General features: G+C 68.0%; 25 protein-coding genes. 11 read left to right on the top strand and 14 right to left on the bottom strand.

Features of this window, described 5'->3' with window-relative positions:
• The first annotated feature begins 32 nt into the window (after window positions 1–32).
• Entirely contained in the window at window positions 33–1,175 is a 1,143-nt protein-coding gene (locus AB0F86_RS12845; protein ID WP_356986929.1) for a cystathionine gamma-synthase, read from the top strand.
• Between the two features lie 95 nt (window positions 1,176–1,270).
• Here AB0F86_RS12845 and greA read toward each other — a convergent pair whose 3' ends face one another.
• Window positions 1,271–1,762, bottom strand: a complete 492-nt coding sequence (gene greA, locus AB0F86_RS12850; RefSeq protein WP_067485978.1) for a transcription elongation factor GreA — start codon at window positions 1,760–1,762, stop codon at window positions 1,271–1,273.
• Between the two features lie 240 nt (window positions 1,763–2,002).
• Entirely contained in the window at window positions 2,003–2,461 is a 459-nt protein-coding gene (locus AB0F86_RS12855) for a DUF4307 domain-containing protein (RefSeq protein WP_181696616.1), read from the bottom strand.
• A gap of 120 nt (window positions 2,462–2,581) precedes the next feature.
• Between AB0F86_RS12855 and mca the strand changes: the two genes are divergently transcribed.
• Together mca and AB0F86_RS12865 are read left to right on the top strand one after the other, a co-directional pair.
• Entirely contained in the window at window positions 2,582–3,448 is an 867-nt protein-coding gene (gene mca, locus AB0F86_RS12860) for a mycothiol conjugate amidase Mca (RefSeq protein WP_181696780.1), read from the top strand.
• Entirely contained in the window at window positions 3,445–3,714 is a 270-nt protein-coding gene (locus tag AB0F86_RS12865) for a hypothetical protein (RefSeq protein ID WP_181696615.1), read from the top strand. Before mca ends, AB0F86_RS12865 begins: the two co-directional genes overlap by 4 nt.
• Here AB0F86_RS12865 and AB0F86_RS12870 read toward each other — a convergent pair.
• The 8 genes from AB0F86_RS12870 to AB0F86_RS12905 all read right to left on the bottom strand — a co-directional run bounded on the left by AB0F86_RS12870 (window position 3,711) and on the right by AB0F86_RS12905 (window position 11,682).
• Window positions 3,711–3,902, bottom strand: coding sequence for a hypothetical protein (locus AB0F86_RS12870; protein ID WP_067980352.1), 192 nt, complete (start codon window positions 3,900–3,902; stop codon window positions 3,711–3,713). The genes AB0F86_RS12865 and AB0F86_RS12870 overlap by 4 nt on opposite strands.
• Before the next feature lie 69 nt (window positions 3,903–3,971).
• Window positions 3,972–4,370 (bottom strand): NUDIX domain-containing protein, encoded by a 399-nt coding sequence (locus AB0F86_RS12875; RefSeq protein ID WP_067485630.1) that lies wholly within the window; start codon window positions 4,368–4,370, stop codon window positions 3,972–3,974.
• Window positions 4,371–4,414: 44 nt separating this feature from the next.
• Complete coding sequence (gene eutC / locus AB0F86_RS12880; RefSeq protein ID WP_356986925.1) at window positions 4,415–5,266, bottom strand: ethanolamine ammonia-lyase subunit EutC; 852 nt, start codon at window positions 5,264–5,266, stop codon at window positions 4,415–4,417.
• Window positions 5,263–6,675, bottom strand: coding sequence for an ethanolamine ammonia-lyase subunit EutB (locus AB0F86_RS12885; protein ID WP_356986923.1), 1,413 nt, complete (start codon window positions 6,673–6,675; stop codon window positions 5,263–5,265). Before AB0F86_RS12885 ends, eutC begins: the two co-directional genes overlap by 4 nt.
• Window positions 6,676–6,768: 93 nt before the next feature.
• Window positions 6,769–8,235: an ethanolamine permease gene (gene eat / locus AB0F86_RS12890; RefSeq protein WP_356986922.1), complete on the bottom strand. Its 1,467-nt coding sequence runs from the start codon at window positions 8,233–8,235 to the stop codon at window positions 6,769–6,771.
• A 163-nt stretch (window positions 8,236–8,398) separates the two neighbouring features.
• Window positions 8,399–8,794, bottom strand: a complete 396-nt coding sequence (locus AB0F86_RS12895) for a DUF779 domain-containing protein (RefSeq protein ID WP_067637832.1) — start codon at window positions 8,792–8,794, stop codon at window positions 8,399–8,401.
• 13 nt (window positions 8,795–8,807) lie between these two features.
• On the bottom strand, window positions 8,808–10,325 hold the full coding sequence (gene adh / locus AB0F86_RS12900; protein ID WP_356986920.1) for an aldehyde dehydrogenase: 1,518 nt from the start codon (window positions 10,323–10,325) through the stop codon (window positions 8,808–8,810).
• A 145-nt stretch (window positions 10,326–10,470) separates the two neighbouring features.
• Window positions 10,471–11,682 carry a transcriptional regulator gene (locus tag AB0F86_RS12905; RefSeq protein ID WP_356986918.1) on the bottom strand — a complete coding sequence of 404 codons (1,212 nt, stop codon included), beginning with the start codon at window positions 11,680–11,682 and terminating at the stop codon, window positions 10,471–10,473.
• A gap of 186 nt (window positions 11,683–11,868) precedes the next feature.
• Here AB0F86_RS12905 and AB0F86_RS12910 point away from each other — a divergent pair, with 186 nt between their 5' ends.
• The 4 genes from AB0F86_RS12910 to AB0F86_RS12925 all read left to right on the top strand — a co-directional run bounded on the left by AB0F86_RS12910 (window position 11,869) and on the right by AB0F86_RS12925 (window position 15,536).
• The gene (locus AB0F86_RS12910) at window positions 11,869–12,141 is read left to right on the top strand and encodes a type II toxin-antitoxin system prevent-host-death family antitoxin (RefSeq protein WP_181696607.1); all 273 of its coding nucleotides are present in this window, start codon (window positions 11,869–11,871) and stop codon (window positions 12,139–12,141) included.
• The gene (locus AB0F86_RS12915) at window positions 12,138–12,542 is read left to right on the top strand and encodes a type II toxin-antitoxin system VapC family toxin (protein WP_181696606.1); all 405 of its coding nucleotides are present in this window, start codon (window positions 12,138–12,140) and stop codon (window positions 12,540–12,542) included. The genes AB0F86_RS12910 and AB0F86_RS12915 overlap by 4 nt, the downstream gene beginning before the upstream one ends.
• Before the next feature lie 258 nt (window positions 12,543–12,800).
• Entirely contained in the window at window positions 12,801–13,442 is a 642-nt protein-coding gene (locus AB0F86_RS12920) for a type II CAAX endopeptidase family protein (RefSeq protein WP_356986916.1), read from the top strand.
• Between the two features lie 42 nt (window positions 13,443–13,484).
• A complete protein-coding gene (locus AB0F86_RS12925; protein WP_356986914.1) occupies window positions 13,485–15,536 on the top strand; it encodes a thioredoxin domain-containing protein in 2,052 nt (683 codons plus the stop codon).
• A 104-nt stretch (window positions 15,537–15,640) separates the two neighbouring features.
• Here the strand turns inward: AB0F86_RS12925 and AB0F86_RS12930 are convergent, their stop codons facing one another.
• The 3 genes from AB0F86_RS12930 to AB0F86_RS12940 all read right to left on the bottom strand — a co-directional run bounded on the left by AB0F86_RS12930 (window position 15,641) and on the right by AB0F86_RS12940 (window position 18,475).
• Window positions 15,641–17,122: an adenylate/guanylate cyclase domain-containing protein gene (locus AB0F86_RS12930; RefSeq protein WP_356986912.1), complete on the bottom strand. Its 1,482-nt coding sequence runs from the start codon at window positions 17,120–17,122 to the stop codon at window positions 15,641–15,643.
• Between the two features lie 118 nt (window positions 17,123–17,240).
• Complete coding sequence (locus AB0F86_RS12935) at window positions 17,241–17,915, bottom strand: hemolysin III family protein (RefSeq protein WP_225278738.1); 675 nt, start codon at window positions 17,913–17,915, stop codon at window positions 17,241–17,243.
• Window positions 17,916–18,073: 158 nt separating this feature from the next.
• The gene (locus AB0F86_RS12940; RefSeq protein ID WP_356986910.1) at window positions 18,074–18,475 is read right to left on the bottom strand and encodes a Dabb family protein; all 402 of its coding nucleotides are present in this window, start codon (window positions 18,473–18,475) and stop codon (window positions 18,074–18,076) included.
• Window positions 18,476–18,576: 101 nt separating this feature from the next.
• Between AB0F86_RS12940 and AB0F86_RS12945 the strand changes: the two genes are divergently transcribed.
• The 4 genes from AB0F86_RS12945 to AB0F86_RS12960 all read left to right on the top strand — a co-directional run bounded on the left by AB0F86_RS12945 (window position 18,577) and on the right by AB0F86_RS12960 (window position 21,900).
• Complete coding sequence (locus tag AB0F86_RS12945; protein WP_356986908.1) at window positions 18,577–19,221, top strand: TetR/AcrR family transcriptional regulator; 645 nt, start codon at window positions 18,577–18,579, stop codon at window positions 19,219–19,221.
• Window positions 19,222–19,357: 136 nt separating this feature from the next.
• Complete coding sequence (locus AB0F86_RS12950) at window positions 19,358–20,137, top strand: isoprenyl transferase (protein ID WP_067485647.1); 780 nt, start codon at window positions 19,358–19,360, stop codon at window positions 20,135–20,137.
• Window positions 20,138–20,166: 29 nt separating this feature from the next.
• Entirely contained in the window at window positions 20,167–20,733 is a 567-nt protein-coding gene (locus AB0F86_RS12955; protein WP_067637819.1) for a hypothetical protein, read from the top strand.
• Between the two features lie 78 nt (window positions 20,734–20,811).
• A complete protein-coding gene (locus AB0F86_RS12960) occupies window positions 20,812–21,900 on the top strand; it encodes a hypothetical protein (RefSeq protein ID WP_356986905.1) in 1,089 nt (362 codons plus the stop codon).
• Here AB0F86_RS12960 and coaA read toward each other — a convergent pair.
• Window positions 21,897–22,829, bottom strand: coding sequence for a type I pantothenate kinase (coaA, locus tag AB0F86_RS12965; protein ID WP_181696599.1), 933 nt, complete (start codon window positions 22,827–22,829; stop codon window positions 21,897–21,899). The two genes, AB0F86_RS12960 and coaA, sit on opposite strands and share 4 nt — an antisense overlap.
• Window positions 22,830–22,963 lie beyond the last annotated feature (134 nt).

Genomic DNA, 22,963 nt, shown 5'->3' on the forward strand with positions numbered 1-22,963 from the left:
AACGGCCGGATCCGGGCATCTAGTCTGAGTCCATGAGTGAGCTGGGATTCTCGACCAGGGCCGTGCACGCCGGATATGAACCCGATCCTCAGACCGGTGCGGTGAACGTCCCCATCTACGCGAGCTCCACCTTCGCCCAGGACGGCGTCGGCGGCATGCGTGGAGGCTACGAGTACGCGCGCACCGGCAACCCGACCCGCACGGCACTGGAAGCCAACCTCGCCGCCCTCGAATCGGGCAGCTACGGTCGCGCCTTCGCCTCGGGCATGGCCGCGACCGACTGTGCGCTGCGCGCGGTGCTCCGTCCCGGCGACCACATCGTCATCCCCGACGACGCCTACGGCGGCACCTTCCGGCTCATCGACAAGGTGTTCAGCCAGTGGGGCATCGAGCACTCGCCCGCCCACATCGCGAACCTCGACGAGGTCCGCGCGGCGATCCGCCCCAACACCAAACTGGTGTGGATCGAGACGCCGACCAACCCGCTGCTGAGCATCGGTGACATCCCCGCGCTGGCCGACATCGCGCACGCGGCGGGCGCCAAGCTCGTCGTCGACAACACTTTCGCCACCCCGTACCTGCAGCAGCCGCTGCTGCTCGGCGCCGACATCGTCGTGCACTCGACCACCAAGTACCTCGGCGGTCACTCCGATGTCGTCGGCGGTGCGCTCATCACCAACGACCAGGAACTCGACAAGGCCTTCGCGTTCCTGCAGAACGGCGCGGGCGCGGTGCCCGGCCCGTTCGACGCCTTCCTCACCCTGCGCGGCATCAAGACCCTCGCCGTGCGGATGGAGAAGCACTGCGACAACGCCGAGGTGATCGCGGAGTTCCTGTCGAACCACCCGGCCATCTCGAAGGTGATCTACCCGGGCATGCCGACGCATCCCGGCTACGAGATCGCGCAGAAGCAGATGCGCCGCAGCGGCGGCATGATCTCGGTTCGCCTGGCCGGCGGCCGGGAGGCGGCGCTGAAGTTCTGCTCGCGCACCACGATCTTCACCCTCGCCGAATCGCTGGGCGGCATCGAGTCGCTCATCGAGCACCCGGGCGCCATGACCCACGCCAGCACCGAGGGCTCGGCTCTGGAGGTGCCCGCGGATCTGGTGCGGCTCTCGGTGGGTATCGAGGACATCAGCGACCTGCTCGCCGACATCGAACAAGCGTTGAGCTGAGCGGGGAACAGGAAATGACGAAGCGGCCGCATCCGGTATCCGGGTGCGGCCGCTTGCGTTCGGGTTCTATTTCACGGGGCTCGAGGCGGCCGTGTTCAGCCGTGGTAGGGCTCCGCGCTGACCAGGGTCACCTTCATGGTGTTGCCGTTGGGCAGCGTGTATTCGCGGGTCTCGCCCACCTTGGCGTCGATCAGCGCGCCGCCGAGCGGGGAGTTCGGCGAGTAGGTCTCGAGATCGGTGGCGCCGAGGCCCTCTTCGCGGGTGGCGATCAGGAAGGTCTCGGTATCGCTCTCGTCGCCGTCGTAGTAGACGGTGACAACCGAACCGGGCAGTGCCACACCGGACTTGGTGGGTGCCACGCCGACCTTGGCGTTGTTGAGCAGCTCCTGCAGCTGGCGGATACGCGCCTCCTGCTGGCCCTGCTCCTCACGCGCGGCGTGGTAGCCACCGTTCTCCTTGAGGTCGCCTTCTTCGCGACGCTCGTTGATCTCGGCGGCAATGACCGGACGATTGGCAATGAGCGAGTCCAACTCACTCTTGAGCCTGTCGTGCGACTCCTGGGTAAGCCAGGTCACATTCTCGGTCATCTCGATCACTCCCTAGTAGTTGTTCCCGGCGCACCGGGATTCCCTGAAACCGGTGCCACGCCCCCGGTAGGAGGGCATGCACCAGCCCGACGGCTGGAGCGATCCTGGGGGTGAACCCGTAACCCGGAAACAGCATCGCTGGCCGCCAATGCAGCAAACACGGCTCCGAGCCCCGGAACCGTGTATCCAGCTATTTTAGCATGTCTCACAAAGATGCAGGTCAGGGCCGATCGTGGGGCGTCAGCGCAGCCGCAGGTAGCTGGGCACGTCCTCGGTGCAGCCGTAGATATCGCCCGCCGATGGGCGGCTGGACGCCTTGACCGTGGTACTCACCTGCACGCTGGTCGCCTCCGAGCCGGGCACCAGGATCTCGCGCCTGCCCACTTCGGCGCCGTCACGGTCCATCGCCCGCACGAAGCACACGACGGCGTTGCGCGGCTCGTCGCGGGTCACCTTCACCCGCATCTCCAGCGTCGAGTCGTCGACGACCACGTAACCGAGCTGCTCGGTCTCGATCGCCTTCGGGCCGTATTTCTGGAAACCGAGATAGGCGACGACGAACCCGGCGAGCACCACGCCGACACCGAGCAAAGCGAGCACCCAGGGGCGACGCACCGGCGGTTTTGTGCCATACCGTTCGGCGTGTCGCGCTGCTGAGTCGGCCGGGCTCGCGGCGGAGTGCGGTGCGGGCTCGGTCATCGGTTCTCGCTCCCGGGGGTGGTCGGAACAAAAGCGGGGTCGGATGGAACTATAGGGACTGTAGTTCTGACACCCGCGAGCGAGAGCGATGGTGAACGAGACGTGAGTGGCCTTCGCCTCATGGCGGTGCACGCCCACCCCGACGACGAATCGAGCAAGGGCGCCGCGACCACGGCCAGGTACGCGGCCGAGGGCGTCGACGTCCTGGTCGTCACCCTGACCGGTGGCGAACGCGGCAGCATCCTCAACCCGGCCATGGACACCCCGGGTGTCCTCGACCGGATCGAGGAGGTCCGGCGCGAGGAGATGGCCGCGGCCGCCCATGCGCTCGGCGTGCGCCAGCAGTGGCTCGGTTTCGTCGACTCCGGTCTGCCCGAGGGCGACCCGCTGCCACCGCTGCCCGAGGGTTGCTTCGCGCTGGTCCCGCTCGAAGAGGCCACCGAGGCACTGGTGAAGGTGGTGCGCGAGTTCAAACCGCACGTGATCACCACCTACGACGAGACCGGCGGCTACCCGCACCCCGACCACATCCGCTGCCACGAGGTCTCGGTCGCCGCGTTCGACGCGGCGGGCGACCCGGAGGCGTTCCCCGACGCGGGCGAGCCGTGGACCCCGCTGAAGCTGTACTACGACCACGGCTTCAGCCAGAAGCGGCTGGAAACCTTCGCCGCCGAGTTCGAGCGTGAGGGCAAGCCGTTCCCGCTGCAGGAGTGGCTGGACCGGATGCGTCAGTACGCGGCGGCGCGCGGCGACATCATGGCCCGGGTCACCACACAGATCGAGTGCTCGAAATACTTCCCCCAGCGTGACGACGCCCTGCGCGCGCACGCGACCCAGATCGATCCCAACGGCGCGTTCTTCGCGATCCCGTTGGAGATGCAGCAGCGGCTGTGGCCGACCGAGGAGTTCGAATTGGCCAAGACCAGAGTATCCACCGCCATCCCGGAGACCGACCTGTTCGCCGGTATCGAGGACGCCGACCGGTGATTCTGGCTCTCCTCGCACAAGACCCCGGCACCCCGACCGGCCCGGAGTTCGGCAAGGCCTCCCCACTCGGCCTGCTGATCGTGTTGATCCTGCTGGCCGGCACCGTCCTGCTGGTTCGTTCGATGAACAAGCACCTCAAGGGCCTGCCGGAGACGTTCGAACCCGAACACCCCGAACCGGATCAGAAGGCCGACGACGGCACCGACCCGGGCGCGATCCCGGACACCGGCGACGGCACCGAACCGCCGAAACCGGCGGCGACCTAACGGGCCAGGTCGGCCACCAGTTCACCGATCAGATCGCGAGCGGCCTCGGCATGTTCGGCGACCTGCCGTGGCGCGCCGCTGGCACTGAGTTCGATGGTCTTGTTGATCAAGCCGAACGCGATGATCAGCTGCCGCAGAGCAGCCCGGCGCTCGGACGGTGTCATGTCGGAAGTCGTCGGCTGGGTCATCGTCACAGCTAAGGGATCGCCGCAGGTGGTGGGTTCGTTTCGCCTGAGACGCAATCGTTGCCGCCGCGATCACCAGTCGATGAGGTCGAGTTCGTGCAGGCGGCGGAACACCATCATCGAACCGGGCGCCACCTGGGTCATGCCCGCGTATTCACTGACCGTGAAGTACCGGAATTCGGCGATTTCACCGGTGGCCTGCGGTTCGCCGGTGAGGTCGGCGAGGAAACACGTCATGTGCAGCGGGGTGTTGCGGCCGTGACCGAACGCTTCGGCCTCGAAGATCCCCAGCTCGGACACACCGTCCAGACCAACGCCGAGCTCCTCCTCGATCTCGCGATGCAGAGCTTGTAAAGGGGTCTCGCCGGGATCGATCTTGCCGCCCGCCATGTAGAAGACATCCTTGCCTTCCGGGCGCGTCTGAATCAGCCTGCGGTCGCGAACATGGGCGAGGGCGGCGGTGCGGATCATGGGTTCACTCTATTGAGCGAACGGCTTCGAATCATGTCGAACGGTCAGGTGTCTGGGTCAGCGACCGTGAGACTGGTCTCGCCGGATCCGGTGAGGGCACGTGAAGTGTCCTTGAGGTCGACTCCGGAGCGGCCGAGTGCGCGGGCGCCCGCGACGAGCCCGGCCACCACCCGTGCCGCGTCGGCATAGGCCAGACCGTCCGGCGGGTGGATATTGGACACACAGTTGCGTTCGGCGTCGGCACGGCCGGGGCGCGGCGCGTGGGTGAGATAGATGCCGAGGCTGTCGGCCACGGACAGACCGGGCCGTTCCCCGATCACGACGAGCAGGGTCCGCACGCCCATGGCCTCGGCGATATGGTCGCCCAGCGCCACCCGCGACTGAGTGGCGATCACGGGTGGGGCGATGGTGTAGCCGCCGAGTTCGCCTGCCAGCGCGGACAGCAGGCCCGCGCCGTGGTCGGTGAGTGCACGGGGAGACAGACCGTCGGCGAGGACGATGCCGATATCGAAGTCGCCGTGGATGATCGGTGACAGGTCGGCGGGGAGCCTGCCGAGATCGGGGCGACGCAGGTACTCCGAGCGGGAGGCGGCCTTACTCGTCACCGTCACCGGCTTGCCGAGCCCGAGTTCGGCTATGCGGGTGGCGAATTCGTCGACGGCCAGCGGTTCGTGCACGGCGTCCCGGGCGGCGGCGTGGGCGGCGCGCAGGGCGAGCACCTCGCTGGTCGGCAGGGCGTTGCCGGTGCGGCCGAGTCCGATCCTGGACTGGGTGGTGCTGCGCAACTGAGCCCAGAAGTCTTGGGAAACATCAGTTTCCGAACCATTACTTGTCTCCGGCGCGGCCGCCGTATCGCGCACGATCTCGGCTTCGCGCGGCGAGTTCGAGCCGCTCATCGGGTGCCCGCCAGTGCGCGCAGGGGAGAGGTCAGCGGTTCCACTTGTCGCAGTCTGCCTTTCGCGTCGAGCATGCCGAGTCCCGACAACCACGCCTCGAATTCCGGTGCGGGGCGCAGGTCGAGGACCTTGCGGGCATAGAGGGCGTCGTGGAAGCTCAGACTCTGGTAGCCGAGCATCACGTCGTCGGCACCGGGCACCGCGATGACGAACGCGCAGCCCGCCGCGCCGAGCAGGGTGAGCAGGGTGTCCATGTCGTCGGCGTCGGCTTCGGCGTGGTTGGTGTAGCAGACATCGACGCCCATCGGCAGGCCGAGCAGCTTTCCGCAGAAGTGGTCCTCGAGCCCGGCGCGGACGATCTGCTTGCCGTCGTAGAGGTACTCGGGCCCGATGAAGCCGACCACCGTGTTGACCAGCAGCGGCTCGAGGTCGCGGGCCACGGCGTAGGCGCGGGCTTCCAGCGTCTGCTGGTCGACCGGCCGATTCCTCACGCCCAGATGGGCATTCGCGCTCAGCGCCGAACCCTGCCCGGTCTCCAGGTACATCACGTTGTCGCCGACCGTGCCGCGCCGCAGCGATCGACCCGCCTCGTTCCCCTCTCGCAACAGCGAAATGTTCACGCCGAACCCGGAATTGGCGCCCTCGGTGCCCGCGATGGATTGGAAGACCAAGTCCACCGGCGCACCCGCCTCGATCAGGCCGATGGTGGTGGTGACGTGGGAGAGCACGCACGACTGGGTAGGGATGTCGAATCGCAGGCGCACCTCGTCTAGGAGGTGCAGCAGGTCGGCGGTGGCCTGCGGTGAATCGGTGGCCGGGTTGATGCCGATCACCGCGTCACCGCAGCCGAGCAGCAGGCCGTCGAGGGTGGCGGCGGCGATCCCGCGCGGGTCGTCGGTGGGGTGGTTGGGTTGCAGGCGGGTGCTCAACCGGCCGGGCAGGCCGATGGTCGTGCGGAACGCCGATGTCACCGTGGCGGCCCTGGCCACCGCGATCAGGTCCTGGTTGCGCATGATCTTGCTGACCGCGGCGACCATCTCGGGGGTGAGGCCGGGCGAGACGGCGGTCAGGGTCGTCGCCGCGTCGTCGGTCGCGGCGACCGCGAGCAGCCAGTCGCGCAGGCCACCGACGGTGAGATGCGCGATCGGCGCGAAGGCCGCGCGATCGTGGCTGTCGATGATCAGCCGGGTGACCTCGTCGGACTCGTAGGGCACGACCACCTCGGTGAGGAAGGTCCGCAGCGGCACCTCCGCCAGCGCCCACTGCGCGGCCGCGCGCTCGGCGTCCGTGTCGGCCGCACAGCCGGCGAGTTGGTCACCGCTGCGCAGCGGGGTGGCCTTGGCCAGCAGGTCGACCAGCCCGTCGAAGGTGTAGGTGGTGACGTCGATGGTGCTGCGGTACTTCGTCATCGAAGTGCGGCGCCGGTCGGCGCCGTCCTCCTCTCGCGAGTGCGTGGTTGACGCTCGGCAGACACGGCCGAGCGAGGGACAACGGTCAGCGGATCACTCGAGTTCCTCTTCGGCTTTGGCCAGCGCGGCGAATTCCTCGTCGGGCGACTTGGCGACCAGGTGGTGGCGACTGTAGAGGCCGAAGTACGCCATGAAGGCGCAGAACACGCCGAGGGTGAACAGCGCCGCCTTCGGGTCGACCAGGAAGGTCGCCGCCACCGAGGCGGCCGCGATCACCAGCGCGAACGAGGTGGTGGCGATGCCGCCGGGGGTCCGGTAGGGGCGGGGCATGTTCGGCTCACGGACGCGAAGCACGATGTGGCTCACCATCATCAGCACGTAGCTCACGGCCGCGCCGAACACGGCCATGTTGAGCAGCATGGCTCCCTCGCCGGTGAGCGAGAGGGCGAAGCCGATGATGCCGGGCACGACGAGCGCGAGCACCGGCGCCTTGCGGGAGTTGGTCACCGACAGGCTGGTCGGCAGATACCCGGCGCGGGAGAGCGCGAAGGTCTGGCGCGAGTAGGCGTAGACGATGGAGAAGAAGCTGGCGACCAGGCCGGCCAGGCCGATGTAGTTGACGACCTTCGCCGCCGGGCTGCCGCCGAGGGCCTCGACCAGCGGGTTGCCCGAGGCGGAGGCGTCTTGGGCGCCGAGCGCACCGGTCACCAGGAACAGCACCACCGCGCCGGTGACCATCAGCATCAGCATCGCCACGATGATGCCCTTGGGCACGTTCTTCTCCGGTTCACGGGCTTCCTCGGCGGCCAGCGGCACGCCTTCGACGGCGAGGAAGAACCAGATGGCGAACGGGATCGCCGCCCAGATGCCCAGGTAGCCGAACGGGAGGAACGCCGAGGAGCCGGTGGCCGCCGCGTCGGGCGCGATGTTCGTCAGGTTCGCGGCATCGAACCGGCCGACAGCCGCGATCGCGAACACGACCAGGCCGACCAGCGCGATCGCGGTGATCACGAACATCGCCTTGAGCGCTTCGCCCGCGCCACCGAGATGGATGCCGATGAACAGCGCGTACACCGCCAGGTACACCCACCAGCCGTCGGTGATCCCGAACAGGTTGAGCGATTCCACATAAGCGCCGATGAAGGTGGCGATGGCGGCGGGCGCGATCGCGTACTCGATGAGAACCGCTGTGCCCGTGGCGAATCCGCCCCAGGGCCCGAGTGCGCGCCGGGCGAAGGTGTAGCCACCGCCCGCGGCAGGCAGCGCCGAGGACAGTTCGGCCATGCCGAGGACCATGGCCAGATACATGCCGGCGATGATCACCGAGGCGATCAGCAGGCCACCGAATCCGCCTTCGGCCAGGCCGAAATTCCAGCCGGAATAGTCGCCGGAGATCACGTAACTCACGCCGAGACCGGCCAGCAGCACCCAGCCGGCGGTGCCGGAGCGCAGGGTGCGTTTGGCGAGATAGTCGTCGGTGGGTGGTTGGGCGGTGCGTTTGGCGAGATAACCGTCGGCGGGTGGGTCGGCGGTGGGCGCGGGAACGGCGTCGGTACTCACAGGTAAAGCTCCTCATCAACAAGCAAGCGCGTAGCGACGGCAACGGTGATCGTCGAGGGTTGAAGAATGGTTGACGACTGTTACAGCCGTGGATCCCACAGGTCAGCGGCGCGTATCGCGCGCCGCCGACCTGCGGAAACAGTGTGATAGTTGGTGTTTCACATCACGGTGAAACGGTGTCACCGGTGGGTGGTGGCGGCTGGGAATCCAGCTCGGCCACCTCCTCGTCGGTGAGCAGGCGTGAACGGATCAGGAACCGCACGCCCTCGGGGGCTTCCAGCGAGAAACCGCTGCCCCGGCCCGGCACCACGTCGACGGTGAGATGGGTGTGCTTCCAGTATTCGAACTGGTCGGCACTCATCCAGAACGGGATGTCGCCGGGCAGATATCCCAGCAGCACGTCCGAGCGACCCACGCGAAATTCACCGCGTGGGTAGCACATGGGGGAGCTGCCGTCGCAGCAGCCGCCGGACTGGTGGAACATGACCGGGCCGTGCAGCCCGGTCAGGTCCCGGAGCAGCGTTGCCGCCTTGTCGGTGAGGTCGACTCGTCGGACCATCAGCGGCGCACCATCAGAAGAAGCCGAGCTTCTGCGGCGAGTAGCTGACCAGCAGGTTCTTGGTCTGCTGGTAGTGCTCGAGCATCATCTTGTGGTTCTCGCGGCCGATGCCGGACTTCTTGTATCCGCCGAACGCCGCGTGCGCCGGGTAGGCGTGGTAGCAGTTCGTCCACACCCGGCCAGCCTTGATGCCGCGGCCGAGGCGGTAGGCGGTGTTCATGTCCCGCGTCCACACGCCCGCGCCGAGACCGTAGAGGGTGTCGTTGGCGATCTTCAGTGCCTCGTCGGTGGAGTCGAAGGTGGTCACCGCGACGACCGGGCCGAAGATCTCCTCCTGGAACACGCGCATGTCGTTGCTGCCCTTGAAGATCGTCGGCTCGATGTAGAAGCCGCCGTCCAGGCCGTCGACAGCGCGGACCGCACCACCGGTGAGTACCTCGGCGCCTTCCTTCTTGCCGATGTCGATGTAGGACAGGATCTTCTCGAACTGGTCGTTGCTGGCCTGCGCACCGATCATGGTCGCCTCGTCGAGCGGGTTGCCGCTGACGATCGCCTTGGTGCGCTCCACGCAGCGGTCCATGAACTCGTCGTAGATCGACGACGCGATCAGCGCGCGCGACGGACAGGTGCACACCTCGCCCTGGTTCAGCGCGAACATCACGAAACCCTCGACGGCCTTGTCGAGGTAGTCGTCGTCGGCGGCCATCACATCGGGGAGGAAGATGTTGGGGCTCTTGCCACCCAGCTCCAGGGTGACCGGGATGATGTTCTCGCTGGCGTACTGCATGATGAGCCGGCCGGTGGTGGTCTCACCGGTGAAGGCGACCTTGGCCACGCGCGGGCTGGACGCGAGCGGCTTGCCCGCCTCCACCCCGAAACCGTTGACCACGTTGAGAACTCCCGGCGGCAGCAGATCCGCGATCAGCTCCACGACCTTCATGATCGAGGCCGGTGTCTGCTCGGCGGGCTTGAGCACCACCGCGTTACCGGCGGCCAGCGCGGGCGCCAGCTTCCAGGTGGCCATCAGGATCGGGAAGTTCCACGGAATGATCTGGGCGACTACGCCGAGCGGCTCGTGGAAGTGGTAGGCGATGGTGTCGCCGTCGACCTCGCTGATCCCGCCCTCCTGCGCGCGCAGCGCACCGGCGAAGTAGCGGAAGTGGTCCACCGCCAAAGGCAGGTCGGCGGCGAGGGTTTCGCGAACCGGTTTGCCGTTGTCCCAGGTCTCGGCGACAGCGAGGGCCTCGAGATTCGACTCGATGCGGTCGGCGATCTTGTTGAGGATATTGGCGCGCTCGGCGGCGGAGGTGGTACCCCACGCGTCGGCGGCACGGTGCGCGGCATCGAGGGCCAGCTCGATATCGGCGGCGGTGGAACGGGCGATCTCGCAGAACGGCTGACCGTCCACCGGCGAGGTGTTCTCGAAGTACCGGCCTTCGACCGGCGGAACCCACTTGCCGTCGATGAAGTTGTCATACCTGGGGGCGTAGCTGACGATGCTGCCCTCGGCGCCCGGCTTGGCGTAGATCATGTGCGGAAACTCCTCGCTGGTTCCGGTGATGCGTGACGCCCATCACTATCCACCCCGAGGGTTGATGAAACGTTGAGAGCGGATCTCGTGGCGCTCGATACCGGTGATCACGGCCCGGGAAACGGCTCTTGCGCTGCGGCGGCGCCTATGCCCTCTGCGCGCTGTGCAGGCGGGCGGTGGCTACGGCTCGGCGGGGGTCGCGGGCGGGGAGCAGGGTGAGGGCGTGTTCGTGGACGGCGATGTCGTCGGGGGTTGCTTCGCCGTAGGTGAGGGCGTGGTGGGGGTCGGGGCTGGCAAGGACCGCGTTGCGCATGGCGACGGCGAGATAGTCGCGCCATTCGGTGATGCCGGGAGTTTCCGAATCCGGAAGTAGGGGACCGTGATACAGCCGGACGGCGGTGTCGAGGTCGCCGGATTCCAGGGCGCGCAGCACGTCGAGCGCGTCGCAGGACAGGGGAGTGGTGAAGCGGTAGACGCGGTTGGTGATGTCGCCGCCGGTGGCGCGGCGCAGGTACGACATCTCCGATTTCAGGGTGCTCGCGCCGACCGCGCGGTCACCGTAGACGGCGTAGTGCAGGCGTTCGTGGCTGTAGCCGTCGTCGCTGAGGGCGAGCAGGGTGAGGATCTCGAGCTGACGTGGGCGCAACCGGATCGGGGTGCCGTCGCGCATCAACCGGCCGGTGCCGAGGCAGGTCAGTCGCATGCCCGCCGGTGCGGGTGTCGACGCGTGCAGTTTGGCTTCGATGGCACTGGTCATGGTGCGCACCGTGGCCATGGCCAGCGGGTGCGAACGCTTCCAGGTGGTCGACAGGTCGAGCACGCCGAGCAGGGTGCCGTCGGCGGCGCGGATCGGCGCGCAATAGCAGACCCAGCCGTGCAGGGCGGCGACGAGATGTTCGGCCGAGAACACGGTGTGCGGTCGATCGGTGCGCAACGCCAGCGACAGCGCGTTCGTCCCCATGTGCGCCTCGTCCCACCGCCCACCCGGCGCGAAGTTCACCTGTTCGGCCCGCCGCCGCATGACCGGCCCGCCGTAGGTCCACAGAATCGTCCCCGAAGCATCGGTCACCGCCGCCACGTACCCCGCGTCGTCGGCGACACTGTGCAACTGGTCCTTCAACTCGCTCACCGGCCCACGCAGCGGCGACTCGGCCCACTTCGGCCCGATATCGGTCTCGCTCTCGGGCGCGCAATCGCGCCCGGGATCGACCGTCCGCAACGACCGCAACCACGACTGCGCCACCTCGGCCCGCACCCCGGAACTCCGCCCGAGCGCCGATTCCCCCGCGGGCACCCACTGCGCCCACTCCCGCTCCAGCGCAGCCCGCTGCGCCGAGAGCGTCAGCTGCGATGCCATGGGGGTTCCTGTCCGGTCGCTATCAGGGACTTCGCCCCCAATAATGCCCCACCTATGCCCCGCCCAACAGCCGTTTCGGTGGTGGTGCCGGTGAGCTGCGCACCGGTGCTCCGGAAAAAGTTCGCTGCCCTCTCAATGCGAGCCAAGGGTGTAGCCCGGTGTAGCACGCATGGCTACACTTGAGGTATGAGGCAGATCAGTCAGCGCGAGCTGCGGAACAACTCCGCGGCGATCATGGACGCCGTGGAGGCGGGCGAGACCATCCTGGTCACCCGTAACGGTGTCGAGATCGCCGAGGTGCGGCCGGTCAGCCGGCGCCGTCGCCGCAGCGCGGAAGAACTGGTCGCCCGGCATCGTGGACTGCCCCGAGTGGACTATGCCGCGATGCGTCGGGAAGCCGACGAATTCTTCGGCACCGAGGACAGGATCGGCGACGACGACCCGTGGAGCGGCCGGTGAGCGTCAGGCATCCGGCGGGTGTTCTCGACACGTGCGCCTACCTCGACCTCGGATCGCTCGACCCGAACAATCTGCCGGAGACTCCGGAGATCACCGCCATCACGCTGGCTGAGCTCAATCAAGGCGTCGCGATGGCCAAGGATCCGGTGAGTCGGGCCGAGCGCTCGGAGCAACTCGGCGCCGCGATCGTCGAATTCGACCCGCTGCCGTTCGACGAAGCCGCGGCGACTCGATACGGAACGTTGGTCGCGCTCACCATCGCCGCGAACCGTGACCCACGCCCCCGGCGGATGGACCTGCTCATCGCGGCGATCGCGTCGGCGAACTCCCTTCCGCTCTACACACGCAACGCCTCCGACTTCAAAGGGCTGGAGAGCATGCTCGAGGTTGTCGCGCTCTGAGGTGCTGAGCCGCAGTAGGGCTTGTCAATAGCGCTGCGGTACAACAACTGAATCGGACTGCGGAGTGATGTGTGGCTGGGTAGGGACCGGCAAGGTGGTCACGTGCGTATTGCCGACATCTCCCCGCGACCCGCCGGCATGGAACGAACGGCACGCGGGGTGAAGGTTTGGGGTGCGGTCGGTGTTTACGTCGTGACCACCCTTGCCGCTTCGGTGTTTTTCCTTGCGGTGCAGCCTCTTTCGGGGATAGATCCGGCCGTGCTGTCACTGGTTCAGTTCGCCCCGGCGGTCGGTGCCCTCACCACATGGCTGGTGTTCCGGAAGACCGTCGCCGCGGTGCTCCCCGCTGCGGTTTCCGGTCGGCGGGTGGTGGGGAATGTCGCGGCAATCGTCGCGGTGTGTGTCGGGTACTGGTTGCTGCTCATGGGGGCGGCGGTTGTGTCGGGGACGGCCACCGTGGGGCCTGCCGCGATCGGGAGTGTGCCCTTCGTCGTGTTTCTCGTGGTGCAACTGGTCGGGGCCGGTGGGGAGGAGATCGGGTGGCGGGGGTTGATGCAGCCGATGCTCGAAGCGCGGATGGCCAGGTTCGCGGCGGTGGCGGTGACCGGGGCGGTGTGGGCGCTGTGGCATGTCCAGACCTTTGCGGCCGGGCCGGTGGTCGCGATGTGCTTCTTCGTGGCGACGATGGCGTTCGCGATGGTGCTCGGCTATCTGGGCACGGGGAGTTTCGGTCAGCGTGTGATCGTCGCCTCGATCGGGCACTGGTTGATCAATATCGCGGGATATCTGCTGGCCGGAGACGCCACGACGGACCGGCCGCAGATCGTTTTCGTCGCGGTGGCCGCCGTGCTGGTCGCCGTGGCCACGATGACGGTTCGCGCGGTGGGAACCCGCCGCTGATGGTTGTCGGCACTGTCTCGGCACGTGTGGCACGCTGGCAGCGTGAACCGGTTGGGTAGCGCGACTTCGCCATATCTGCGTCAGCACGCCGACAACCCGGTGCATTGGCGGGAGTGGGATGCCGATGCACTGGCCGAGGCGACCGAGCGGGATGTGCCGATCCTGCTCTCGGTCGGGTACGCGTCGTGTCACTGGTGCCACGTGATGGCGCACGAGTCGTTCGAGGACGCGGCGACGGCCGAGCAGATGAACGCCGACTTCGTGTGCGTGAAGGTCGACCGCGAGGAACGCCCGGACCTGGACGCGGTGTACATGACCGCGACCGTCGCCATGACCGGACAGGGCGGGTGGCCGATGACCTGCTTTCTCACCCCCGACGGTGCGCCGTTCTACTGCGGCACCTACTACCCCAAGCAACCGCGCGGCGGGATGCCCTCGTTCACCCAGCTGCTCACGGCCATCACCGAGACGTGGCGCAACCGCCGCGACGAGGTGGACAAGGCCGCCGACCAGGTCACCGAGGCCCTGCGCGCGCAGGCGACCGGCCTGCCCGACGGCGAGATCGCCCTCACCGCAGAACTTCTCGACAAAGCGGTCCTCGCCGTCGCCGCCGACGAGGACCGGGTACACGGCGGATTCGGTGGGGCACCGAAGTTTCCGCCGTCGGCGATGCTCGAGGGCCTGCTGCGGCATTGGGAACGCACCGGCGACCAGGCCGTGTTCGACCTGGTAGAGCGCGCGGCCGAGGCGATGGCGCGCGGCGGTATCTACGACCAGTTGCGCGGCGGGTTCGCCAGATACGCGGTCGACGCGAATTGGCTTGTGCCGCACTTCGAGAAGATGCTCTACGACAACGCCCTGTTGTTGCGCGCCTACGCTCACCTGGCCAGACGAGCACCGGCGACCCCATTGGAATCGTTGCCGCACAGGGTTTCCCGCGAGACGGTCGAATTCCTGCTCGCCGACCTCGGCACCGCCGAGGGCGGTTTCGCCTCCGCTCTCGACGCCGACACCCACCTCGAGCCGGGCGGTCCGGGTGTGGAGGGCGCCACCTATGTGTGGACGCCCGCCGAGCTGGTCGGCGAACTCGGCCCGCTCGACGGCATGTGGGCCGCCGAGGCGTTCGGTGTCACCACGGCGGGCAACTTCGAACAGGGCACCTCCGTGCTCACCCGCCACAGCGACCCGGTCGACGCCGAACAGTCGGCCCGGTTCGATCGGTTGCGCGCCGAGCTGTTCCGGATCCGCACCGAGCGCCCGCAACCGGCGCGCGACGACAAAGTGGTCACCGCCTGGAACGGGATGGCCATCACCGCGCTCGCGGAAGCCGGTGCGGCGCTGGAGGAACCGTCCTGGGTGGCTGCTGCCGTGCGGTGCGCGCGTTTCCTGCTCGACGTGCACCTGGTCGACGGACGCCTGCGCCGCGCCTCCCTCGACGGTGTCGCGGGCGCCCCACCCGCCGTGCTCGAGGACTACGCCTGGCTCACCACCGGCCTGCTCGCCCTGTACCAGGCCACCGGCGAACCCGATTGGCTCGCCGCCGCCCAGGTGATCCTCGACGCGGCGATCGAGCATTTCGCCGACCCCGACCGTCCCGGCAGCTGGTTCGACACCGCCGACGACGCCGAAACCCTGGTGACCCGCCCCCGCGACCCCATCGACGGCGCCACCCCCTCGGGCACCTCCGCCCTCGCCGAGGCCCTGCTCACCGCCTCGGCCGTCGCCGACCCCGACCGCGCCGTCCGCTACCGCGAGCTGGCCGATCACACCCTCGCCCGCGGCGCACTCCTGCTCGACCGCGCACCGCGCACCGCGGGCCATTGGCTCGCCGTCGCCGAAGCCGCCGTCCGCGGCCCGTTCCAGGTGGCCATCGCCGCAACCGAAAAGACCTCGGCCACAATGGAACTCCTCGCAGCCGCCCGCACGGCCGCACCGGGCGGCTCGATCGTGCTCGCCGCGCCCCCGGACGCCGCCCCACTGCTCACCGACCGCCCCCTCGTCGACGGCCACCCCGCCGCCTACGTCTGCCGAGGTTCGATCTGCGACCTCCCCGTCACCGACCCCGCCGACCTGACTCTGGCTCTGCGCACCTGACAGAGGGTCTCGGTCGGGGCGGCCTGGTCTTGTCGGCAATTAGGCGCAACCTACGCCCTTGTGGGCAAGCGGATTCGATTCGGCCGCTCGGCAGGTGCCGCCGATCAGCGGTTCGGTGGGATATCGGTCCAGGTCCGGGTGCGCCCGGGGATGCCGCGCAGGCGAATGTCCTTGTGCCGCTTCCATTTAGCGCGTTCAGCGGGTGCGGACGCCTGCACGACGTCATCGCTGACCAGCACCCGCCGCGTCACTTCTTTGGCGACGGTGGTGAGCCGAGCCGCTTCGTTGACGGCGTCGCCGATGACGGTGAACTCGAGGCGGGTATCGGAGCCGACGTCGCCCGCGAACACCTTGCCCCTTGCCACGCCGATACCGATGTCGAGTTCCCCGGTGGCCACCACTTCGTCGCGGATGCGGCGTGCGGCGCGCAGGGCCGGGGTGGCGTTGTCGCGCAGTGCCGAGGGCGCACCGAAGATGCACAGGGCGGCGTCGCCCTGGAATTTGTTGACCAGCCCGCCGTTGTCCTCGGTGGCCGCGACGACGGTGGCCAGCAGCCGATTGAGCTTGTGCACGAATTCCACCGGCTCCATCTCGGCCGACAGCCGCACCGAACCGGTGACGTCGATGAACAGTGCCGACACCGTGCGCACGTCACCGGTGAGGTCGGCGCTGCCTGCCAGCGCACGCTCGGCGACCGTCGAGCCGACGTGTTTGCCGAACATGTCCTCCATGTGCGCCTGTTCGCGCAGGGTGGTGGCCAGTTCGTTGACGGAGTGTTCGAGCCGCCCGATCTCACTCGCGCTGCCGACGGGCACCCGCACGTCGAGCTCCCCGCGGGTGATCCGGTCCAGCGCCCGGTACATGGCCCGCATCGGGGTCGCGACCGAGCGCGCGAGCAGCGCGGTGGCCAGCATCCCGACGCCGAGGGCGACGATCGAGAACATCCAGGCCGCGCGCACCCGGTCGCTCGCGGGCGTGGTGCGGTCGCTGAGCACCACGATGACGATGAGCCCCGGCAGCGCACCCGACACCGCCCAGGTGACGAGCACGCGCACCAGCACCGTGGCACTCGGATGCACGGTCGGCCCGAGAACGGCGGCGACGATGGGTACGGTCGGGCGGATCAGCCGGTCCAGGATCAGATAGATCACACCGGCCGATTCGAGGGCGCCGAGAATGAACCCCGCCCCGATCACGATGGTGTTGTGGTAGTCGGTGAACCGGTCGACCAGCCACACGGTGAGGATGATGCCGGGCAGCCAGATCAGCACGGCGCGCACGGTGATCGCGGCGGGCAGCCGGATCAGCTGGCGAGCTTCGTCCGGTGTCGGTTTGCGTCCCTCGTCCAGCCAGCGCAGGTGTTTTCGGCGGTCGTAGATCGCGAGGCCGATGCCGAGGGCGAATCCGAAGGCCGGGTAGATGGCGATGAGCCAGGCCGCGTCGTGCCAGTCGTCGCCCACCCGGCTGAACACGCCACCGGCCCAGGAGATGAGGAAGATGGCGCCGACGCCGACGAAGTTCGCGGTGATGACCACGAGGGCGAGCCCCCAGTGCGACCGCAGTAGCCAGCGGACCAGCCGGTTCACCGCGCACACCCGTCTACCGCACCCCGTGACGGGGCCGGGGCGGGGCGAGCCGCGCGAATGATCGACACAACTGTCCAGCATAGAAGGCGCGGCCGAGGACGCCGCGCACGCACGCCGCTCAGCCGAGCACGACGAGCCAGATCGCGATGTAGTGGCACAGCGCCGCGACCACGGTCGCCGCGTGGAAGAACTCGTGGTGCCCGAAGTCCGGCCACGGATTGGGCCACTTCGTCGCGTACAGCACGGCCCCCACGCTGTAGATCACGCCGCCGATGGCGAGCAGCACCAGCGGCAGCACCCCCACGTTGTGCAGGAGGGTCGGCGCGACCGGCACCACGGCCCATCCGAGCAGCAGATACAACGGCACGCCGACCCACCTGGGCGCGGTAGGCCACAGCACCTTGAGGGCGACTCCCGCGAGTGCCCCGACCCAGACCACGATCAGCAAGGTGCGCCCGGTGCTGTCGGGAAGGCCGAGCACCGCGAACGGGGTGTAACTGCCCGCGATGAACACGAAGATCATCGAGTGGTCCAGCCGCTTCATCCGCACCCGGGTCCGTACGCTCGCCCAGGTCACCCGGTGGTACACCGCGCTCACGCCGAACAGCCCGCACACCGCGACCCCGTAGACCACGGTCGCCCACCCGGCCGTGGCCGAGCGCGCGAACCCGGCCACCGCGAGCGCCGCCACCGCGACCACGGCCACACCGAACGCCCACGTATGAATCCACCCGCGAAACCGCGGCTTCACCAGCGCGACAGGCACACCCGAATCGCTACCGATCGCCTCCACGACCACCTCCAGTCAAACCTACGGAACCGTAAGTTACGCCCCAACGGTACGTGAGACCCCTGCCCGCTACCGTCGAAGGTGCCGACAACCACACAAACAGAATCCACCCACGGCCCCGCCGGAGAGGCTGTCGGCCTGCAGTCCTCGAAGGGGTGCGGTCAGGCGAAGCGGACCTCGGGAATGGTGGCCATCAGTGCGGCCCACTCGGGGTACATGGTGGCCTTGCGCTCGTGCATGGCCATGATCTCGGCGCCGAGTTCGGGGTTCATGTCGTCGGACAGGTCGGGGCCGATGACGAGTTCGGCGAAGTGTGGCGCGATGAGCGGATCGCCGGCCAGGTGGATCGGATCGTGCATGTAGCGCTCCAGGGCGTCGAGGTCCTCGATGCCGACGCAATAGCCATGGGTGAGGCCTTCGGCGGGATTGCCGAGGTTCTGGCCGACGGTCGCGAAGCTCACCGAATCGATGGCAGCGGTGCGGCGCATGGTGGCGAGCACTTCGGCGCGTTGCTCCTCGGTGGTCTCGTCGCGGAACCGGAATCTGAGCACGTGGACAAGCATGAAATCTCCTCGAATTGAACTGGCGAGTTCAATTTAGAGTACTAACTGGTAAGGCCGCAAGACTGAACCGCCGAGCCAACCGGTGGCGGTAGGCTTGCCGAGTGGCAGCACCGGCGCGGGGTCGTATCGACAAGCGACAGCAGATTCTGGCGGCCGCGTTCGCGGTCTTCGCGCGGCGCGGATACGCGCAGACCTGCGTACAGGAGATCGCCGACGAGGCCGGTGTCGCGAAACCGACCGTGTACAACCACCTCACCGACAAGGGCACCCTGTTCCGGGAAGCCTTGTTGACGGCGGCCGAGGTGGTGAGCGCGGAAACCCTTGCGGCCGTGGACACCCTGCGCGACATCGGTGACGATCCGCGGCCAGCGTTCCTCGACTCGGCGTTCCGGTTGCTGCAGGTGTGCGCCGGTGAGCGCGGCCGATCCCTGCACCGACTGGCCTACGCCCAAGCCGAGGACTTCGCCGACCTGGCCCTGCAGGTGCAGCAGCGCACCTCGGTCCGGCTGCGCGAAGCACTGGCCGACCGACTGGCCCGGCTGGCGTTGGCAGGTCGATTGCGTGCCTGCGACCCGGACACAGCCGCCGAGCAGTACCTGGCCCTGCTCACCGGCCCCCTCGAGGCACGCTCACACCTGGGCGCCCGCAAGGTCCCGGCCACCGAACTACGCGCCGTCGCCGAAGCCGCGACCGACACCTTCCTCCGCGCCTACCTCACCCCCGACCCCGAGAAAGCCACCCCCTGATCTCGCAAGAACATGGGTAACTCGCCGGGAACGAGCTGAACCCGCCCACTACGCGAAGCTTGCCGCGTCCCCACCTCACGCCGCACCTGGGTCTGGCCAAAAGTTGCGGGGAGGCGGGTGAGCGTAGGGTGCGGGCGTGGAGTTTTTCGGTCGGGTGCGAGGGTTGCCGTACCGCGTCTATGAAGCCAGGCTGTCCAAGCAGCTGGCCGACAAGCAGCACCCCCGCCACGTGGCGGTGATGTGCGACGGGAATCGACGCTGGGCGCGTGAGAACGGGTTCACCGATGTCAGCCACGGTCATCGGGTCGGTGCGCTGAAGATCGCCGAGCTGGTCGGCTGGTGTGCCGCCGAGGGCATCGAGATGGTGACCGTCTACCTGCTGTCGACGGAGAATCTGCGCCGCGATCCCGAGGAGCTCGAGACGCTGTTCGAGGTGATCACCGATGTGGTCGAGGAGTTGTCGGCGCCGGAGCAGAACTGGAGTGTGCGGATCGTCGGTTCGCTCGCCGGTTTCCCCGAGTTGATCGCCAAGCGGCTGCGGGTGGCGGCCGAGCGCACGAGCGGGCGCGACGGTGTGCACGTGAATGTGGCTGTGGGGTACGGGGGTCGGCAGGAGATCACCGACGCGGTGCGCTCGCTGGTGCGTCAGGAGATCGCGGCGGGGGAGTCGGGTGAGGATCTGGTGCAGTCGATCACGGTCGACGCGATCGGCCAGCATCTGTACACCTCGGGCCAGCCGGATCCGGATCTGGTGATCAGAACCTCTGGGGAGCAGCGGCTTTCGGGTTTCCTGTTGTGGCAGAGCGCGTATTCGGAGATCTGGTTCACCGAGGCGTACTGGCCGGAGTTCCGGCGGGTCGATTTTCTTCGCGCGCTGCGGGATTACGCGGCGCGGCACCGTCGCTTCGGGGTGTGATGTCGTAGTTCTCGCGTACTGTCGCGTTCGTGGAACCTGATGAGGCGTCTTACATCAGCTATGAGGAGTTCGGCAGGCGTTTTCTCGAGTACGCCGTGTCCGAGCAGCGCATCGCGGACGCGTTCGGTGAGCTCACCGGTGCCGCTTTCGATTTCGGCCCGATCGGGGTGGGGCCGGGCCGGTTGGCGAAGGTCACCGCGCAGGTCGAGCTCGGTCAGCCGCGCATTCTGCGTTTCGTCGACGCCTTCATCTCCTTCGAACTGACGATCCCGTTGCATGTGGATCTGGTGGTCGATCTCGCGGTCGACAGGTCGCGGTTCCGGGTGGACGGCACCGTGCACCTGCATCTGACGGCACGCACGGCCGACCCGCTGCGGGTGGTCATCGACATCGCCGAGCCCCGTCCGGGTGATGTGCGGGTGAATGTGGCCAGTTCCACCAAGCGCGGGCAACTGCTGCGGGTGCTCGCCAGTGTCGATCACGAGATCCGCCGATTCGTGGCCCGGTACATGTCCGAGGAGATCCGCAAGCCCGAGATCGCCGCGGTGCGCAACATCGATGTGGCGACCAGGTTGGACGCGGCCTGGAAGTTGTGACGAGTCGCCCCGGTTCCGGTGGTGTGCGGGCTAGGCTGCTGCCCGGAACGGACCCGTCGACACAGGTAGGGGACAGCGGTGGGAGTTGCGCGTGCTGCAGGTGCGTGGATCGCGGCGCTCGGTGCGGTCGGTCTGGTAGCCGGGTGCGGGGTCGAGGGCACGCCCGCACCGGTCATCACCCCGAACCAGCAGCCGGACCGTTCCGGGGTGTTCGCGTATCGAACCGAAGGTGAGTTGGTTGTCGTTCGCGGCGCCGAAACACTGCGTGCGTCGGGCAATTTCGGCTATTCGGCGGCGCCGGTGAATTTCACCCGCGACGGTGCGTTCGCGTTCGCGGTGGAGACGGCGTCCAAGACGCTCGTCGCGCTGAGCGTGGACAACGGTTCCGTGACGCGCACCGAATGCGACTGCACCGACGCGGTCGCCCTGCGTGACGCGGTGGTCGGCTGGTGGCGTGAGCCCGGCCAGATCATGAGTCAGGACCTGGCGGGCACCACCCCCGCCGAACCCGAACGCGACATCGTGCTCCCGGATTCGCCGAGCCCGCTCTCGGGTGGCAACTGGGACGGCGCCCGCCTGGTCGCGGCCACCGACGAGTACGTGCTGCTGGCACGGTCGGAGTCGCGCGGGCTGTGGTGGGAGAAGAACCACCTCTACGCGATCGGTTCGGATGCCATCCTGCCGCTGGGCCGGGTGCCCGGCATCGACTCCGAGCTCTCGGCCGCCGCCGGGCCCGACGGGCACACGTTCGTGCTCGCGGGCGCCACCGCGCGCAGTTCCTCCTGCGGCATCGGTTTCGTCGCGACCATCGACGTGCGAAGCAACGCCGTCTCGGACCTGCCCTCGGTCCCCGGCGAGTGCTCGACGGTCTACAACCCGCGCTGGGGCGGCGACAACGTCATCAGCGTCGCGGTGCGCAAGTGGGCCGATGTGGCCGGGGCGACCAGCACGGTCAACCGATTGCGTTCGGCCGCCCAGGGCTGGGCGCCGGTCGCCGAGCAACCGGTGATCGATATGCTCGCCCGCTCCGAGCAGACCGTCATCCAGGTGGTCGGCGGTGAGCCGCTCGCGGCGCGGGACACCCCGCACGGCGTGCTCGTCGTCGAAAAGGGCGGTGCGCGTTCGGAACTGGCGACCGAAGTGGTGTCGTTGGGGTCGCCGATCTAGAGCTTGCGCAGGCGCAGCCGGTTGATGGTGTGGTCGGAGTCCTTGCGCAGAACCAGGGTCGCGCGCGGGCGGGTCGGCAGGATGTTGTCGACGAGGTTGGGCCGGTTGGTGGAGTTCCAGATGTCGCGCGCGGCCGCGGTGGCCTGTTCGTCGCCCAAGCCCGCGTAGTGGTGGAAGTGGGCGTTGGGGTCGGCGAAGCCGGTCTTGCGCAACGCGAGAAAGCGCTGCACGTACCAGTTCTCGATGTCCTCGATGCGCGCGTCGACGTAGATGGAGAAGTCGAACAGGTCCGACACCATCAGGCGCGGACCGGTCTGCAGCACGTTGAGGCCCTCGACGATGAGGATGTCGGGCTGGCGCACACAGTGCTTCTCGTCGGGCACGATGTCGTAGGAGATGTGCGAGTACACCGGCGCGCACACCTCTTCGGCGCCCGATTTCACCTCGGTGACGAAGCGCAGCAGTTTGCGCCGGTCGTAGCTCTCCGGGAAACCCTTGCGGTGCATGATGCCGCGGCGGGTGAGTTCGGCTGTGGGATAGAGGAATCCGTCGGTGGTCACCAGGTCGACGCGCGGGTGGTGATCCCAGCGCGACAGCAGCGCCTGCAGCACGCGCGCGGTGGTCGACTTACCGACCGCCACGCTGCCTGCGACCCCGATCACGAACGGCACCTGCTTGTCGGGGTGCTTCTCGCCGAGGAAGGTCGCGGTGGCGGCGAACAGTCGCTGTCGTGCGGCGACCTGCAGGTGGATCAGGCGGGCGAGCGGCAGGTACACCTCGGCGACTTCCTCGAGGTCGATCTGCTCGCCGAGGCCGCGTAGTCCGGTCAATTCCTCCTCGGTCAAGACCAGGGGAGTCGACTTGCGCAGGGTGCGCCACTGCTTCCGGTCGAACTCCACGTACGGGCTCGGCTCGCTCATCCGTGCCACTTACCCGACGCTCCGTTCGGGCAAACACGCACAGCTGGGCTGCCCGTCCGGTGAGATCCGGGATAACTCTGACCGCATGCGGCGATTGTGCTCCGTGTCGGTCGTCCATGCGCAACGGGGGGTTTGGCTACCCG

This window comes from Nocardia sp. NPDC023733 (assembly GCF_040639775.1).
In the GTDB taxonomy this organism is placed as follows: Bacteria; Actinomycetota; Actinomycetes; order Mycobacteriales; family Mycobacteriaceae; genus Nocardia; species Nocardia rosealba.